Source organism: Candidatus Tisiphia endosymbiont of Sialis lutaria (genome assembly GCF_964026535.1).
In the GTDB taxonomy this organism is placed as follows: domain Bacteria; phylum Pseudomonadota; class Alphaproteobacteria; order Rickettsiales; family Rickettsiaceae; genus Tisiphia.
In genome coordinates this window covers 292756-309526 of record NZ_OZ032153.1, presented here as the reverse complement: position 1 = coordinate 309526, position 16771 = coordinate 292756, and the positions used below count along the sequence as shown (strand labels likewise).

Below are 16771 nucleotides of genomic sequence, written 5' to 3'. Positions count from 1 at the left end.
ATTTTCTAACATATGCTGAACCACTCTATATATCATCAATTTCCTGTATTAGACCTAGGTAATATAGTGCTTAGGGAATTAACTAGTGATGATTCCGAAAACTATTTTACCTATATGAATAAGCCAGAAATGCTACCATTCCTGACCGAACAAAATTGTCCATCGGACACGGCTCAAGCTACTGATGAGATAAGATATTGGTCCAGCTTATTTCATAATCATCGGGGATTTTACTGGGCTATTTCCCTCAAAGATACTAATAAACTTATAGGGACTGTTGGGTTTAATAGTGTTTCTGCAATGCACCTCAAAGCAGAAATAAGTTACGATCTTGATCCGGAATTTTGGGGTAAAGGAATTATGCTGAAATCTATCAAAGCTATTTTAAGGTTTATCGAATATGCTGGAATTGTTCGCACCCAAGCAACTGTTATAACTGACAATACTCGCTCAATTAAGGTTTTGGAACGATGTAATTTTGTTAAAGAGGGATTGCTCAAAAAATATGAGATTGTGCAAGGAATACATAGAGATTATTATATTTATGCTATAGTCAATTGATGAGAAGTTGGGGCGTTGTCACTTGTCGCTCGCCTATTACTTATAGGCGTTGCTCCATCGTTCCTAGCCCCAAATTCTCCTGAATTGACTATAAAATAGCTTAATGCATAACTATCAGATTAATGTTGGGAGATATAGTCGGTCTCTACCCCTTCAAGTTCCATCATTTCTTGAGCATAGGGAAATGAGATATAGTCAATTGATGAAAAGTTGCTGACGTTGGCACTCGTCGCTCCATCGTTCCTAGCCCCAAATTCCCCTGAATTGACTATAGCACCACTTCCATATCCTTCGTCATTAATTTTATCATCTACCATTGCGTTTGAATCTGCATTTAAACCTTCATCCTCTTCAAGATTAGCTTTGTAATTAGCCACTAATCTGTCACATAGATCTTGCATCAATTTAGAATTATTTGCTAAATATTGTTCAGCGATTAGCTTTAATTTTGTTATATTACTTTCACTAGCATCATCTAAATTTTTACATTCTTTGGTAATAGGCAGCATTATTTCTGTATTTTGCCCTTCACCTGTTAAATCTAACCTAACCTCAGTTGCATCACCTTCTTCATCATTTTTCATAATCATATCAACTAAGCCATTAAGCAACCACCCTAATACTCCATCAAAATTAGCTGACGGTATCTGAGCTTTTACCTTGTCATCTACAACAAAATTGATAGAACAAATTGTGGTACGCTGTAAAATATCTGCTTGTTCATGATAAGTATGACCTTCTTTAAGTATCTGTAGCACTATAGCAGCTGGGCGATTAGCCCCAAGACCACCATCAGCCAAAGCATAAGGCGTGCCAGCAGCGTAGTCATAATCGCGTACAGCTTCACTATTAGCAACTACTGGAAAATAGGTAGGTGCTGCAGTAGTTGCAAGAAGTACATACTTTGTTCTAACATGTGTGCTATGCTTATCCTTGCTATCAAAGACCTTGATACTATCTCTTCCCTCGTTCAAATCAGCAACTGGTATAATAAGACGACAGAGAGTATCGATTAATCTATTGTCCCCTAAATGTTTTTCCAACATTTCTTCCAAAGGTTTTGGGGTATATTTGTGTTTTATTATTCCACAGTTAAAGCAACTTTTAGGGAAGATTTCAGCAGCACTATTCTCAAATAATTCTAACGCTTCTTTGGCTGAATAACGAGGCTCTTTCGACCCTTGTTCTTTAGGGAGAGTTAACAACGCAGCAATTAACCCACCAACGCTAGTACCAGAAATAATGTTAAATAATTTAGATATAGGTAGCCCTGTAATCTCTTCTATTTTTTCAAGGATAACTAATGCAGCTATTCCTTTTACTCCACCACCTGAAATACAAAGAATTGTATTTTTTTCGTTTAATCTTTTACTCATCATAATCTCTATAGCTTAATTTAAAATTTTTCACTAATTTTAAATTATTATAAAGTTTGCATTATAGCAAATGAATTTATAATGATAAATAAAACAAATTGACAAAACTATGCAAAAAATTTGATTATCGAGTTACAAATGTGGTACAATTAAATAATAATAATAAATAAATTGGAGTGATCTTGTGGTAGCTAAACGATTATTAGTGTCTTTAGATGAGAAAATATTAGCTATAGTCAATTCAGGAGAATTGGGTAGCAGGAGCGATGGAGCGACGCCTATAAGTAATAGACGAGCGACGAGTGACGACGTCACCAACTTCTCATCAATTGACTATAAATTAGCAGATGAACGGATAGGTAATACTAAGGAATGGATTAGTTGTACCGACAGTTGGAAATATTAGATGTTTGAGCAATTACTTGATTTCTCTTCTATATTCTATATTATAGAAGGGATGGTAGTAACACTGAAATATAGCTTAGTTTCGGTGTTATTTGGATTGATTATCGGTACTTTACTAGCAATTTGTAAGGTAAGCAAAAGTCATGCCTTAAGGTTATTTGCTAATTTTTATACATCAATTTTTCGTGGTACACCACTACTTATCCAACTTAGCATAATTTATTTTGGTTTGCCTGGGGTAATTGGTATTAAGTTTGGAGTATTCGCTGCAGGTACCATAGCTTTCTCATTAAATTCAGGGGCGTATGTTTCGGAAATAATTAGAGCTGGAATGAATGCTGTTGACAAGGGGCAGATTGAAGCGGCTAAGGCGTTAGGCATACCTGAAAGATTAATGATCAAAGATATCATCTTACCGCAAGCTATAAGAAATATTTTACCTTCACTGGTTAATGAGCTTATTAACCTAATCAAAGAATCATCGATTATATCAATGATCGGTGGAATGGATTTAATGCGGAGAGCTCAGCTAGTATCACAGGAACATTATACTTATTTTACGCCTCTGTTAATAGCAGGGTTTTGTTATTATGTTATGGTAATAATTATTAGTAACTTAGCCAAAATTCTTGAGAAAAAATTAACAATTGGTATTGAATAAGATTTGTTTATATGTATTTAAGTGAAATATGCATCAAGCGTCCAGTATTTGCAACAGTTCTGAGCCTAGTAATTGTTATTTTAGGAGCTGTATTTTTTACTAAACTACAAATTAGGGGGATTCCCGATATCTCTTTTCCTGTAATAACAGTACATGCAGATTATCCTGGGGCGGATGCTCTTTATATGGAAAAAGAAATTACCACTCGTATTGAAAAGGCTCTAAAAACTATAAAAAATCTTGATTCTATCACTTCCCAAAGTGCGACAGGTAGTAGCTATATCTTTTTAACATTTTTATCATCGGCTAATATCGAAGTATCCTTAAACGATGTTCGGTCTAAAATTGCTGCGATAAGTCGTATATTGCCAAAAGATATGCAAGCACCTCGTGTTAGTAAGCAAGATGGAAATAAGTTTGTTGATTTGATCTTAACTGTTAGTAGTGATGTATATAGTGATTTACAATTAACTAAAATTGTTCAAGAGAGTGTGAAAAGCGTTTTAGATAAGCTTGAAACAATAGGTGAAGTTAAAGTACATGGTAAAGATTATTCTATGCGGATAGAGCCAGATCCGGTAAAATTATATCAGCATAAAATGTCGGTGTTGGAAATTGAAAATGCTATAAAAAAACAAACTATTTCTTATCCGGCGGGAACTATTAAAACCGCCAGTCGTGATTTTGATATAAGATTAGATGGTTCTTTAAGTAAACCGGAACAGTTTGAACAAATTATATTAAAAGTGAACGATACTAGTATATTAAGGTTACAAGATATTGCTAAAATATATTTAGCTTCTCTAGAAGATGATGTAACTTTTAGATATAACGGCAAAAGCTCGGTAGCACTTACAGTAAAAAAACAATCAAAGGCAAACTTTCTTGATTTATCTAAAGAAGTTAGGTCGTCACTAGATAAAATTAAAAATAATCTACCTAAAAATATAACAATTGATATAGCTTATGATGCGTCAATTCCAGTTAATGCCTCAGTCAAATCAGTATTCTTCACGATCTTTGAAGCATTAATTTTAGTTATAATAGTAGTATATTTATTCCTGGCATCAGCAAGAATCACTTTGATACCACTTGTAACTATTCCTGTATCGTTGATTGGTACATTTATTTTCATGTATTATTTAGGGTTTTCTATTAACATATTTACCCTTTTAGCAATGATATTGGCTATTGGTTTGGTGGTAGATGATGCAATAGTAATGTTGGAAAATATTTTTAGATACAATGAGATGGGGCATTCTGCTATGGAATCTGCCACTCTGGCATCTAAGGAAATTGGTTTTGCTATTATAGCAATGACTATAACACTTGCCTCAGTATTCTTACCAATAGGTTTTATTGATGGATTTATGGGCAAGTTATTCATTGAATTTGCTTGGACCTTAGCATTCTGTGTGTTAGTTTCTGGTTTTGTTGCTTTAACTTTGACGCCAATGATGGCAAGTCGCATGATTGGCAAAAATGATCAACCTTCCTTAGGGTTTTTAATTAAATTTGACCAGTTTATTAAATTAGTCCAAAGCAAGTATTTGGTCTATTTAAATCTTGCTTTTGATCATAAAAAGCAATTCTCGCTTATTATTGCCCTATCTTTAGTGCTGCTAGTCGTTAGTTTTATCTTTGTCCCAAAGGTGTTTATCCCTCAGGAAGATGATGGTTTAGTGCAGATTTCCTTCTCTAGTCCTCAAGGCTCTAATAGTGAACAATCAGAAAAAGCAGTAATAGAAGTTGAGAAAATACTTAGTTCTTACAAAGATATATTAGGTTATTTGATGATGACGTATCCAGAAGGTAGTCATGGTTTTGTGCCTCTTAAAGACTGGAAGGTAAGGTCAATGTCACAAACAACTATAATAAACTTACTTAATCAGCAATTTCAACAAATAACTGGAATATCGGCTTTTGCAAGACCACACCGTTCATTAATTAGCGGTAATGCTGAACATGCTGTGGAATTTACTTTGCAATCCTCACTTGAATATGAGCAATTAGTTCAAATATCAGAGAAATTCGTGGAGGCTATGAAGAAAAAACCAGCTTTTATGAATATGAATGTTTATAGTAATGTAGATTTCTCTCCGATCATTGACGTAATTGTTAACCGAGATAAAGCTTACCTTTATGGTGTGAGTTTAGAAAATATAGGGTTAACATTGCAATATTTGCTAGCAGGAAAGCAGCTTGGTGATTTTAGAATGGGCAATGAATTGTATGATATAACTATGCAGTATAATTTAAAACATCGTAGTAATATCGATCACTTTAGTAAGATACTGATACCAACCAATAAACCAACTAATAATTTATTACCATTAAATGTCGTGGCTAATATAGTTGAGAAAGTATCTATCAAATTTTATAATCATTATAATAATGCTAGATCAGTAACCATCTCGGCAGATTTAGCCCCAAACCAAAAAATTACCGATGCAATAAAGCAAGTGAATAACATAGCTAATGAATTATTGGATAATAATACCACTATTCTAGAATATATTGGCGAAATTAAGCAAAAGGCTGAATCAGAAGGTACTATGACTACTACGTTCTTATTTGCTTTATTGTTTATTTACTTAGTGCTTTCAGCACAATTTGAAAGTTTTACTGATCCGATATTAATCCTTATTGCTGTACCATTTTCATTTACTGGTGGCGTATTAGCACTCTGGATATTTGGTAATACGTTTAATATGTATAGTGGTATTGGCTTGCTCACTTTAATTGGTTTGATCACAAAAAATTCTATTATGATCGTAGAATTTACTAATAACTTAAGAAGCCAAGGATTAAATATTAGAGAAGCTGTAACTAAAGCTTCTAGCTTAAGGCTTAGACCAATTCTAATGACTACTTTAGCAAGCATTTTTGGGGCAGTATCATTAGTTATCGCCTCAGGAGCAGGAGCCGAAGCTCAAAAGTCTATTGGTTTAGTAATAGTGGGTGGTATGACTATTGGTACTCTATTTACTATATTTGTTATTCCAGTTTTATATCAAAGTTTTAAAAGGGAGATTAAATATAGCTAACCCAATTAGTGACCGCAAATTCACAGATGTCATTGTGAGGGCATAGGCGTCAGTTTAAGAAAATAAAGTAGAAAACAAGTTTTTTGCAGAGCTTATAAATAGTAGGTTGCTTGAAGAAAATTTGAATATATCCGAGTCACGACATCTATCTTTAAACGCAAAATTTGTCATTCCCGCTTCGGTGCGGAATCTATAATACCTCAGGGCATTTTTAGATACCTGCTTTCGTAGGGATAACACTGAGTTGTAAATTGTCATTCCTGCATAGGCGGGAATCTGGATACCCTACCTACGCAGGTATGACACAATTGTTTCGTCGAGCTACAGTTTTTTTTGCAATGACGTCTTGTACTTTTATGCAATTTGCATAAGGTGAATCAATCACCTAAATATCTAAGAGTACCAGAGTCTCCTAAACTATTAACTTCATCTCTACTAGGGTGTGTCGTCACGAGATTTGAGCCCACATTAGTAAAGCCCTTAAACAAAGACCCGCCATGTATGATTTTGTATTTTTAGCATATCTTGTTGCTATACCACGCCATTCTTTAAATTTTTGAAATGTATTTTCAATAATGTGCCTTAGCTTATATAGATATTTATCTATCTCTCTTTGAATCTTCCTGTTTCTTTTTGATGGTATTACAGGAATTATGTTTGCATTCACAGCCGATTCTATTATGGCGTTTGTATCGTAAGCTTTATCAGCCATAAGATGTTGTGCCTCCATATTCTGGATTAACTCACAAGCTTGAGTACAATCATTTCTGGAACCTTCTGTAACAATAATTCTGACCGGCATACCATACGCATCCACGGCCATATGTACCTTTGTATTGAGTCCCCTTTTGTGCGACTAACCGTTTGATTCCCGCCTTTCGCTCCAAGTCCTGCTTTGTGAGTTTTTACAAATGTAGAATCTATCATTAACCATTCAAAATCAGGAGCATTTATAAAAATATTTAGCAAATTCTCCCATATCCCATTATCACGCCATCTACAGAATCTTCTGTGTACATTCTTCCAATTGCCATAATCAGGAGGCAAATCTCTCCATGGAACTCCCGTTCTAAATATCCACATCACTGCATTTATAAAAGTTCTATTGTCTCTTGCAATACCTCCCCAACAACCTTTCTGACCAGGTAAATTACTTTCTATCTTATTCCAAAGCTCATCGCTTATATCATGTCTTCTATGTGCTAAACTCATTGCTTCTTATCGCCTATTTTTATTACTACAATTATAATAACAAATCACATAAAATTATGCAATCACAATCTCGTGACGACATACCCTAGAATCATGTATATCTGAAGTATATTTATACAAAGGTTCCAGTATAGATTGAGAATCTTGCACCCAGGATGCATGAAAATCTAGTATATCCTGTGGAACATATCTTGTTTCTAGTTTTAACAGAGCTTGTTCTACAGTACACCCATCTTTAAAATCAGTATATACAGCTATATTATTTTGTTCAAATATATCAAGTATCTCTAGAACATTGGGATTTGGAATATTCAAAATTTTTACAGTTTTAAGTATCATCTTAGAATTTTGTATTTCATCGTACATTAATGATTCAGGAATTCTAAATGATCGAGTATCTTGTTGTTTTGCCATAATTATAATCTTTTTAGTTAAAATATAGGTTATTGTCACGTTCACATTCATTCGCTTGCAATGACGTAATTTTGCTATAAAGCCTAAGGGTTAGCCATAAAAATTAACCATCTTCTCAGAGATTAATTGGTTGTCATATTTTTCTAAAATATCTTGTCGAATTTGCACACCAAGATGTTTTCGTAACGAAGGTCTAGTGATTAGCAGCTCCATAGCTATTGCTAAATCTTCTATATTTTGAGGTTTGACTAATAACCCATTTATTTTGTCTTGTATTAATTCTCTGCCACCTGGAGCGTTAGTAGTAATAATCGCTCTACCATATGCCCCAGCCTCTAAAAGGGAGCGGCTTAGTCCTTCACGATAGGAGGGTAATACGGCGATGTGGGCTTTTTTCCATATTTCTTCTATATCTTTCTGATATCCAAGATATTTGATATATCCTAGATTTTGGTAGTCTTCCAATATGGATTGTGCTATTGATTGTTTATTATTTTGTTCAGGCTGACCAACTAACCAGAATTCAGCATCGATATTTTTCTGTTTTAATATTTTTGCGGCATATATAAATTCATATACACCTTTATCAATAAGCATTCTAGCTACTAAGGCAACTACTATTTTATTACCTAACGGTTCTGGTAGGAGAGGGAATTTCTTGGTTTCTATACCAACACTACATTGTTTAATGACTAAATTTGGTGGAGCAATATGGCTAACCTGATTAGTACCTATCCATAGCAAACTGGGGTCATTGCGAGAAGGCATGAGCCGACGAAGCAATCCATTCCTGACCATTTTGGGATTGCCGCGTCGCCGCAAAGCGGCTCCTCGCAATGACGTTTGTGAATTTGCTGTAATGCTAATAGAGTTTGCTATACCTAATTTCACCACTAAAGCTAAATCATCATCATTTTGTACAACAAATAACATACTTTTATAATAGCTTATTAGGGATAATATTTTAACTATGATCTTCCTAAGGCATTTTAGTAAAAATTTATTGCTGATAAACAATAAACCCATACCAACAAAAGTGTTAATGATTTGTGGTGTATTGCACAGAAAAGCACTGATACTTCCATAAAAAATTGGTTTTATAGTGAAATTATGTAATATATCAGGTTTTTCCTTATTTAATATTCTGATTAGCTTGATTAATAATAGTAAATCAGTAAAAAGGTTAATACTTCCACGCTTTATTGAAATTGGAATTACTGGTAAATTATGCTGTTCTATTTTATCTTTAAATTCACTAATATCTGTTAGTACTTTAACTTCATATCCTTTAATTTTAGCAGTCAAAGCAATTGGCAGAAGATGGTTATAAAAGTGCCAATCTGTATTTGTAAAAATAATGATTTTTTTCATTTATTTTTCTTTATAATAACTCTATAACATAAAATCATACTCAAATGATTTGGGAAATGGGGACAATAACCAAAGGGTGAGTACGCGAATTACCTACAGTCTTGCGGAGCAAACTCTTCAAATCATTTTAGTATAATTGAATTAAACTTATTATATAGTATATGTCAAGATATTTAGTCACTGGTGGAGCTGGTTTCATTGGTTCGCACCTTGTTAAATTATTAACCAAAGAAGGACACCAAGTTGTCATATTGGATGATCTTTCAACTGGTACCTTTAATAGTTCACTTGATAAAAATATTGAGTTTATTCAAGGAAATATTTTAGATCAAGATATTGTGAAGAAAGTATTTAGAAATATCGAGGGTTGTTTTCATCTTGCAGCAGTGGCAAGTGTGCAGGAATCAATTAATAATTGGCACTATAGCCATCAAGTAAATTTAACAGGAACCATTAATATCTTCCTTCAGGCAAGTAAACAAAATATTCCTGTGGTATATGCGTCATCTGCTGCTGTTTACGGCAAGATCAGTGATTTTCCTCTACAAGAAAATGGCAAAGTGAGTCCACTTTCTCCTTATGCGGCGGATAAATATGCCTGCGAGCTACAAGCTAAGGCTTTTGGCGAGGTTAAATCTCTTAAAAGTTGTGGTTTACGCTTTTTTAATGTTTATGGTACAGGACAACCTAAAAATTCTGATTATTCTGGTGTAATATCAATATTTAGAGAACAAGTGAAAGATGGTAAAGAGTTGGTGATTTTTGGTGATGGAAATCAAAGTCGGGACTTTATACATGTTTCAGATGTAACAAATATGTGTGTTAGAGCCTTATCTATGGCGGCATCATCGGCACCAGTACTAAATGTTTGCACAGGACGTGCCTATTCTATAAATGAACTTATTCAATTAATTGATAAAATCGCTGTTATCAAAGGAATAAAATATCTACCACCTCAAGTTGGTAGTATAAATACTTCTGTTGGCAGCCCAGAATTGGCTCAGCAGATGTTAAATTATAAAGCAACATATGAGTTAGCAACTGGATTATTAGAGTTATTTAGCGTAAATTTATGAATTCCAAAGAAACCCTGATTTTAGTAGCGGATATTAGGGGGTGGGCTTTTGATAACGTTGCTTCGTTTGTTCAATCTTTGTTAAATGATCAATATGATTGTCATATAATTTATAGTTGTGATTATAAAACATCGGAGGAGTTTTTAATTAATTTAAACCAATATAATTCTATTAAATTAATACATTTTTTTCATCGCGGGTATTTAACGCACTTACTGCAAATTATAGCAGATAACGGTATTAACACTAATAGTAATATTGAAAAATTATTAAATATTGCCATTACCATTAGCATACCTGATCATTTATTTATTGAAAATGAATCTGACATACTAAAAAATCTACCAACTTTCCGATTTATTGACAACTATTACACTAGCTCTAAAAGATTGTATGATATTTATGCAAATATCCCAGAATATCCAAAACCGTGGCAAGTAATTTATGATAATGTATTAATTCCAGATTCACAAATTGCTCCTGATCCTAAAATTGGTTTAGCCTCTAGTCAGCTAGTTATCACATGGATTGGTAATAGTGCTTGGGAAAGTTGGTATAGTACTATTGACGATTACAAAGGTCTAAAAACAGTAATTATGCCAGCCCTAGAACAGCTTGAGCATGAGAAAATTCATATCAAAAAATGTATAATAGATAAAAATAAGCGACTACACTCAAAACAAGAAGTTTGGGATACTCTAAAAGAAACAGACATTTTGCTAATAGCCTCAGTGCAAGAAGGAACACCGTTGACGCTTATTGAAGCGATGGCATTTGGTTGTGCAATTATTACTACTGACGTGGGGATTGTCCGGGAGGTGCTACCTGATATACAACATCAGTTTATAATCAATAGAAATCATCCGTATCTTACGGAGGCAATGAAAAAATTAGATGTTGACCGAGATTTACTAGCAAAAATTAAACAGCAAAATTTTCTTGCTTATCAAAAAATCTTTGCCGATAAAGCCCATTTGCAAAATTTATGGCTTTCGTTTATAGATATTTCAGTAAAAAATCATAACAAAAAACAAAATTTACAAATAAAGCAACAAATTTTAAGAGATATCAACCTTGTTAATAAGGGCGAAGCTCCATCGATAATTGATAAAATCCGTTCTATTCGTTTGTTAAAAAAGATAGCACAACCTCTTCTAAGATATTATTGGGTTAGATTGCTTGCTAGACGAATAATTACAATGCTTTATTCTTGTTCTTCAGAAAATGATTATGATAATTTTAAAAATTTTATAATCAAATACCAAGGACAGCAAAAGGATATTAGACCTCTTACAAAACTCGCTTATGCTGAGGAATTTGTAGGAGACACGGAACGCAGAACCGCAGCGTACTCTAGTGTATGTGAGGATTCGAGTACCGCATCATTGTCCAAATTACCATCAGAAGTAGAGTTTTACAAGAGGTCTATTGACGATATCTACGTAATATATTCTAGTACTTTTCCTGGAGTCGCTAACTCCACTAAAGAATTATTTGACCAAATAATTCCTTTTCCTATAGGCAAAGCAAATATTTTGCTAAATTATATTAATGCATATTTACCTAACAAAATTATCACTAAAATAGCTCAGTTAATTATCAAAACAGGCATTAAAAAATTAGTTATATCGGGTGGGCTTGATGTTCATGCTCAATTAGTAGAAAAGTTGCATCAGCTTAAGGCTGATAATTATTTAGATATTTACTTTTTATGGCATGGTTCTCCTGCCCAATGGGTAGATTCTCATCATTGCCAAGATTTTTATAAATGGTTAAATTTATATAAACAAAATAAGATTAAGGCTATTATCACCCTGAAGAAAGGTCTAGAACAATTTTTGATAGCTAATGGTATTCAATCTTATTTATTACAAAACTTCATACCATCAATGCCTGAAAAAAAGGTGATAGCTATAGAGAATAGTAAATTTACAATTGGTATATGGAGTGCTTCTAGCATATGGATAAAAAATCTCTATCCTCAATTTGCTGCAATAAGTATGTTGAAAGATAAGGTTTCTTGTTACACTAATTGCCATTTTAATGACAATAAACATGCTTGTTGGATGATGCAGGATGTAGAGCTTAAAGTTTTTCCAGAGCAATTACCACATCAAGAACTAATAAAACTTATTGCCAATACTAATTTAACTTTATACATTACTAATTCAGAATGTTCACCTATGATAGTTTTAGAGAGTCTAAGTTTAGGAGTGCCTTGCTTAGTTGGTCCTACAGCAGATATTTATGATGATCAATTTTTACGTGATATGTTAACTGTTAATCGCGTTGATTGTCCGCTGACCATATTTAAAGCAATAGAAAAGGTTCAACAAAATATTGATATGATACGTTCCAAACTACCGGAGTTTATTAGAAAATATAATAAAAATGCTCTTGCTTTAAAAAACTATTTGCTAACAGTCATAAATAATGATCATAATAGGTGAGGGGAGTAATAAGTTGTCATTCCCGCTTCGGTGCGGAATTTAGACCCCGCACCAAAGCAGGGGTGACACCACAACTGTTGAAAGTTAGAAGGTAAAGCGGGTTTTAGATAGGTTTTCTGTCATTGCGAGACCACGTAGTGGTCGTGGCAATCCATCTTTGGTTACTTTTATGGATTGCTTCGTCGACCTAAGGTCTTTCTCGCTAATAGACGTTGACCACATACGATTTTTAAACTATCCGGTTTAAACCCGCTTCCTCTTCTAACTTTCAACAGTTGTGGGGATGACACCACAACTGTTGAAAGTTAGAAGGTAAAGCGGGTTTTAGATAGGTTTTCTGTCATTGCGAGACCACGCAAGTAGGTCGTGGCAATCCATCTTTGGTTACTTTTATGGATTGCTTCGTCGACCTAAGGTCTTTCTCGCTAATAGACGTTGACCACATACGATTTTTAAACTATCCGGTCTAAAACCCGCTTCCTCTTCTAATTTTCAACAGTTGTGGGGGTGACACTAAGGCGAGCAGGGGTAACATTAAGGTGAGTGTTATTATTTTAACTATATAAAGCAAAATAAAGTCAGTTGATGAAAAGAATTATAAGATGTTTATATCAGGCAATTTTAAAAACAATTGAACATGATGGTGTTGAACATTCAGGGTATATGTCATTTATGATACTCATGGCATTTTTTCCTTTTTTAGTTTTTTTATTAGCATTAACAAGTTTTATTGGTGCCTCAGAACTCGGGCAGAACTTTATAACTATCTTTCTTGAGAGTATGCCAGAACTGGCTACTGACTCAATAAAAACTAGGATAAATGAACTTAGTAAAACTCCACCTCAAAGTCTAATGACCGTAGCGATAGTAGGAAGTATATGGACCGCATCATCTTTTGTTGAATGTTTAAGAACAATCTTAAATAGGGTATATGAAATAAAATCACCACCTCCATACATAAGACGAAGATTACTTAGCATAGTACAGTTCTTAGTAATCAGCATATTCGTTACTTTTGCTATGTTCATTCTAATTATAGTGCCAATAATATTGACAAAACTGCCGATGATTTTACAAATAATGGAAGAACATATGCTAGCTCTAACTATTTTACGATATGTTATAATTTTTTGTTCATTATTTATTACCTCATCATCATTATATTATATCGTCCCTAATATAACATTAAATTTTACAGAGGTATTTCCTGGAGCTTTATTAACAGTAATTTTATGGGTGATAAGTGGATATTTATTATCTACTTGGATAAGAAGTTATAACCAATTAAGCATAATATATGGTTCACTTGGTGGTATAATAATAACCCTAATGTTCTTTTATATTATTAACATGATTTTTATATATGGTGCAGAATTTAATTATTTGCTAAAAAAACATCACTGAATTGTTAAATAAAAGTAAATCTTTGTTTACTTTTGTGGAATTTTTGTTGCGTCCTAGCTAAAATAGTAGTACAAGCCGTTTTGTTAGGATATGTGAAGGATATCTAAGTAAAAGCTTGAACGATGGGATAATGGTTGCATCTTTGTTATTCGCGTTCGTTCCTTTGTTATTCGTGCTTCGGTGCAGAATCTAAGACCCCTGCTTACGCAGGGGTGACATTGATTACTTTGTCATTCCCGCGTAGGCGGGAATCTAGACCCCTGCTTACGCAGGTATGACGCTAAGTCGAGCAGGGGTCACATTAAGCCAAGCAGGGATGCTCATCATTATTCTGATCTATTCAAATTTCCTTCACATAGCCTAGTGATTTTAACTAAAAAAGATTATAATTATGGCAAAACAAAAACATACAGCAACTCGAGATCACTATATCGGCAGTAATCCCAATTTAATGCGCCTCACTGAAATAAACAACACTAAGACGATACTTGAAGCTGTAAACAATAAAAAGATTGCTAAAGATATTTGGTCAATATGCAATATATTTGGTGTATCTCAGGAAATACAATGTACACTTGCATCTACTAAGGGGGGTTTTGATGAAAAGGTAATTGAGGGTTTATTTAAGAAGGAGCTTAAATCATCCAAGAACAATGACAAGGACAAGGACGCAATCAAAAATTGTTTGCAGGTGTTGTATTATTGTTCTACTAATAAACTTGCAAAATTTAACGATATATGCACAACACTTAACGAAGCTAAATCTGTAGATAGTAACTTATCTGTATATACTAACTTTGGAAAAAAATGTACTATAACTAAAGCTTTGGAAAAATTAGATAGCTTGGAGCATACGTATCTATCACCCAATTCAAATACTAGTGATGTAGTTGATGAAAATGCTGTAGTCGCATTAGGAGAATTTCCAAATATGGATGGTGACACAATAAACTAAAAACTGTCATTGCTAGGAGGTAGCAATTGTGGATTGCCACGCTCAAGGGCGTTCGCTCGCAATGACCTATATTTTAACTAAAATAGATTATAATTATGAAAAGAAAAAAAGTTTATACACAATATAAATCAGATGAAAATCCCCCCGTCCCGGTTAGGTTTTTTTTAAAGACGTTGCCCACTGAAATAGGCAACTCTATTACGATACTTGCAGCTATAAGAGATAAAGACCCTGTCGCCATAGGTTCCCTGTTTAATAATGTGTCTCAGACACTGCAATGCGACCTTTATCAGCTCGTTAAATCTAATGAGTTTACTAATAAGAAAGTTGAAGCTTTATTTCAGAAGGAGCTTAACTCATCCAGAATAAATGTTGATAAGGCAGCAATCAATAATTATAAGTCTATAGTAGTTAAGCTCTTGAATAATCCAAATATTAGTATTAACGAAATATTTGATTGTTTTAAAAAAGCTAATGTACGAGTCAATCATTTATTTTGTGTAAGTTCTATTTTTTACATTCCAATAAATCATATTTAAAATCACCACAAAGTATTTCAAATTGATTCAAAGCTAATGACCAATCTTTTATGGGCATAGTCCATTTTTTAGATGCATTTTGCAGAGCTAAAAATATTATTTTCTGAATTGATTTATCATCTGGAAACACCCCCTTATTTTTGATGATTTTTCTAATTTGACGGTTGACAGATTCAATGGTATTTGTTGTATAAATTACCTTTCTTATTTCCTCAGGAAAAGCAAAAAATGGGATTATCCCACACCAATTACGTTGCCAAATATCAGAAATTACTGGATATTTTTTGTCCCATTTTGAACTAAATTGTTGAAGTTTTAGACTTGCCATTTCTTCATTATTTGCTGTATAAATTTGCTTCAAATCTGTGGTCACCTCCTTTAAATCCTTATATGAGACATACTTCACTGAATTGCGAACCATATGAACTATACATAACTGTACTATAGTCGCAGGAAATATGCTACTTATCGCTTCCGGAAAACCTTTTAGACCATCAACACAAGCAACATAAATTTGTTCTACTCCTCGATTTTTTAACTCAGTAACTACTTGCATCCAGAATTTAGCACCTTCATTTTTTCCTACCCAAATACCCAGCAACTCCTTCTTTCCTTCTATATTAACAGCAATCGCTAAATATACTGCTTTATTTATCACTACCTGGTTATCCCTAGACTTAACGTGAATACAGTCTAAGTATAATATTGGATAAACCTTATCTAAACCTCGATTTTGCCACCTAGTTACTTCGTCTATTACTCCATCGGTTATTGTCGATATTAAATCACCGGAAACCTCAGTTTGATATATTTCTTCCAAATGACCTCGAATTTCACTGACTGTCATTCCTCGACCATAAAGTGAGATAACTTTATCGTCAAATCCACTGAATCTTCTCAGCCCTTTAGGTATTAATTTCGGAACAAACTCTCCTTCTCGATCTCTTGGTACTTCCAGAGTAACCTTCCTACCATCATCATCAATTATTGTCTTTTCATAGCTACCATTACGACGATTATTATCTACTTTCGGCATTTTACTATGCTTTGAATAACCTAATTCATGCTCTAGTTCACTTTCTAATATTTTTTCAACTATTTGCTTTTTTAGTTGTTGAAATAATCCTTCTTTGCCAAACAACTTAGATGGATCGGCTTTTGATAATAATTCTTCTACTAAATTATTACTTATATTATTATCTTTTAGTTCTAATATCTTCTTTTTTATTTTTTCTGACATATTTTACCTTTTTATAAGTTGTTTTCTTACAGTACTTCTTACTGCTTACTTTTGCAACTT

The 16771-nt window shown here is 33.5% G+C and carries 14 protein-coding genes; 9 read left to right on the top strand and 5 right to left on the bottom strand.

All coding sequences use genetic code 11. The features are described from left to right. Positions 1–12 precede the first annotated feature (12 nt). On the top strand, positions 13–561 hold the full coding sequence (locus AAGD20_RS01490; RefSeq protein WP_341749142.1) for a GNAT family protein: 549 nt from the start codon (positions 13–15) through the stop codon (positions 559–561). 119 nt (positions 562–680) lie between these two features. On the opposite strand, the gene AAGD20_RS01485 is transcribed toward AAGD20_RS01490, so the two are convergent. Next, complete coding sequence (locus tag AAGD20_RS01485) at positions 681–1937, bottom strand: patatin-like phospholipase family protein (RefSeq protein WP_341749141.1); 1257 nt, start codon at positions 1935–1937, stop codon at positions 681–683. A gap of 184 nt (positions 1938–2121) precedes the next feature. Between AAGD20_RS01485 and AAGD20_RS01480 the strand changes: the two genes are divergently transcribed. The 3 genes from AAGD20_RS01480 to AAGD20_RS01470 are packed head-to-tail and all read left to right on the top strand — an operon-like array spanning position 2122 to position 6050. Next, positions 2122–2343 carry a palindromic element RPE2 domain-containing protein gene (locus tag AAGD20_RS01480; protein WP_341749140.1) on the top strand — a complete coding sequence of 74 codons (222 nt, stop codon included), beginning with the start codon at positions 2122–2124 and terminating at the stop codon, positions 2341–2343. Further along, the gene (locus AAGD20_RS01475; protein ID WP_341749139.1) at positions 2344–3003 is read left to right on the top strand and encodes an amino acid ABC transporter permease; all 660 of its coding nucleotides are present in this window, start codon (positions 2344–2346) and stop codon (positions 3001–3003) included. Positions 3004–3014: 11 nt separating this feature from the next. Continuing rightward, positions 3015–6050: an efflux RND transporter permease subunit gene (locus AAGD20_RS01470; RefSeq protein ID WP_341749138.1), complete on the top strand. Its 3036-nt coding sequence runs from the start codon at positions 3015–3017 to the stop codon at positions 6048–6050. A gap of 448 nt (positions 6051–6498) precedes the next feature. Here AAGD20_RS01470 and AAGD20_RS01465 read toward each other — a convergent pair. From AAGD20_RS01465 to AAGD20_RS01455, 3 genes are all read right to left on the bottom strand, one after another. Continuing rightward, positions 6499–7262 (bottom strand): IS5 family transposase gene (locus tag AAGD20_RS01465; RefSeq protein ID WP_341749137.1). Its coding sequence is split into 2 segments (ribosomal slippage): positions 6499–6905 and positions 6905–7262, totalling 765 coding nucleotides; the frame shifts between segments, so codons are not numbered across the junction. 54 nt (positions 7263–7316) lie between these two features. After that, positions 7317–7676 carry a hypothetical protein gene (locus tag AAGD20_RS01460; RefSeq protein WP_341749136.1) on the bottom strand — a complete coding sequence of 120 codons (360 nt, stop codon included), beginning with the start codon at positions 7674–7676 and terminating at the stop codon, positions 7317–7319. A 90-nt stretch (positions 7677–7766) separates the two neighbouring features. After that, positions 7767–9047, bottom strand: a complete 1281-nt coding sequence (locus AAGD20_RS01455) for a glycosyltransferase family 4 protein (protein ID WP_341749135.1) — start codon at positions 9045–9047, stop codon at positions 7767–7769. 161 nt (positions 9048–9208) lie between these two features. Here AAGD20_RS01455 and AAGD20_RS01450 point away from each other — a divergent pair, with 161 nt between their 5' ends. From AAGD20_RS01450 to AAGD20_RS01430, 5 genes are all read left to right on the top strand, one after another. After that, positions 9209–10123, top strand: a complete 915-nt coding sequence (locus tag AAGD20_RS01450) for an NAD-dependent epimerase/dehydratase family protein (RefSeq protein ID WP_341749134.1) — start codon at positions 9209–9211, stop codon at positions 10121–10123. Then, entirely contained in the window at positions 10120–12573 is a 2454-nt protein-coding gene (locus tag AAGD20_RS01445) for a glycosyltransferase (RefSeq protein ID WP_341749133.1), read from the top strand. The genes AAGD20_RS01450 and AAGD20_RS01445 overlap by 4 nt, the downstream gene beginning before the upstream one ends. Positions 12574–13158: 585 nt before the next feature. Then, complete coding sequence (locus AAGD20_RS01440) at positions 13159–13977, top strand: YihY/virulence factor BrkB family protein (RefSeq protein ID WP_341749132.1); 819 nt, start codon at positions 13159–13161, stop codon at positions 13975–13977. A 391-nt stretch (positions 13978–14368) separates the two neighbouring features. Further along, the gene (locus AAGD20_RS01435; protein ID WP_341749131.1) at positions 14369–14932 is read left to right on the top strand and encodes a hypothetical protein; all 564 of its coding nucleotides are present in this window, start codon (positions 14369–14371) and stop codon (positions 14930–14932) included. Positions 14933–15027: 95 nt separating this feature from the next. After that, the gene (locus AAGD20_RS01430; protein WP_341749130.1) at positions 15028–15471 is read left to right on the top strand and encodes a hypothetical protein; all 444 of its coding nucleotides are present in this window, start codon (positions 15028–15030) and stop codon (positions 15469–15471) included. Here AAGD20_RS01430 and AAGD20_RS01425 read toward each other — a convergent pair. Beyond that, the gene (locus tag AAGD20_RS01425) at positions 15440–16711 is read right to left on the bottom strand and encodes an IS256 family transposase (protein ID WP_341748792.1); all 1272 of its coding nucleotides are present in this window, start codon (positions 16709–16711) and stop codon (positions 15440–15442) included. The genes AAGD20_RS01430 and AAGD20_RS01425 overlap by 32 nt on opposite strands. Between the last annotated feature and the right edge of the window lie 60 nt (positions 16712–16771).

Bases quoted from the DNA above. Each gene is read 5' to 3' on its own strand.
- AAGD20_RS01450 (WP_341749134.1), top strand. From the start codon at position 9,209: ATGTCAAGATATTTAGTCACTGGTGGAGCTGGTTTCATTGGTTCGCAC.
- AAGD20_RS01485 (WP_341749141.1), bottom strand. From the start codon at position 1,937: ATGAGTAAAAGATTAAACGAAAAAAATACAATTCTTTGTATTTCAGGT.
- AAGD20_RS01460 (WP_341749136.1), bottom strand. From the start codon at position 7,676: ATGGCAAAACAACAAGATACTCGATCATTTAGAATTCCTGAATCATTA.
- AAGD20_RS01475 (WP_341749139.1), top strand. From the start codon at position 2,344: ATGTTTGAGCAATTACTTGATTTCTCTTCTATATTCTATATTATAGAA.
- AAGD20_RS01445 (WP_341749133.1), top strand. From the start codon at position 10,120: ATGAATTCCAAAGAAACCCTGATTTTAGTAGCGGATATTAGGGGGTGG.
- AAGD20_RS01430 (WP_341749130.1), top strand. From the start codon at position 15,028: ATGAAAAGAAAAAAAGTTTATACACAATATAAATCAGATGAAAATCCC.
- AAGD20_RS01440 (WP_341749132.1), top strand. From the start codon at position 13,159: ATGAAAAGAATTATAAGATGTTTATATCAGGCAATTTTAAAAACAATT.
- AAGD20_RS01425 (WP_341748792.1), bottom strand. From the start codon at position 16,711: ATGTCAGAAAAAATAAAAAAGAAGATATTAGAACTAAAAGATAATAAT.
- AAGD20_RS01455 (WP_341749135.1), bottom strand. From the start codon at position 9,047: ATGAAAAAAATCATTATTTTTACAAATACAGATTGGCACTTTTATAAC.
- AAGD20_RS01470 (WP_341749138.1), top strand. From the start codon at position 3,015: ATGTATTTAAGTGAAATATGCATCAAGCGTCCAGTATTTGCAACAGTT.
- AAGD20_RS01435 (WP_341749131.1), top strand. From the start codon at position 14,369: ATGGCAAAACAAAAACATACAGCAACTCGAGATCACTATATCGGCAGT.
- AAGD20_RS01490 (WP_341749142.1), top strand. From the start codon at position 13: ATGCTGAACCACTCTATATATCATCAATTTCCTGTATTAGACCTAGGT.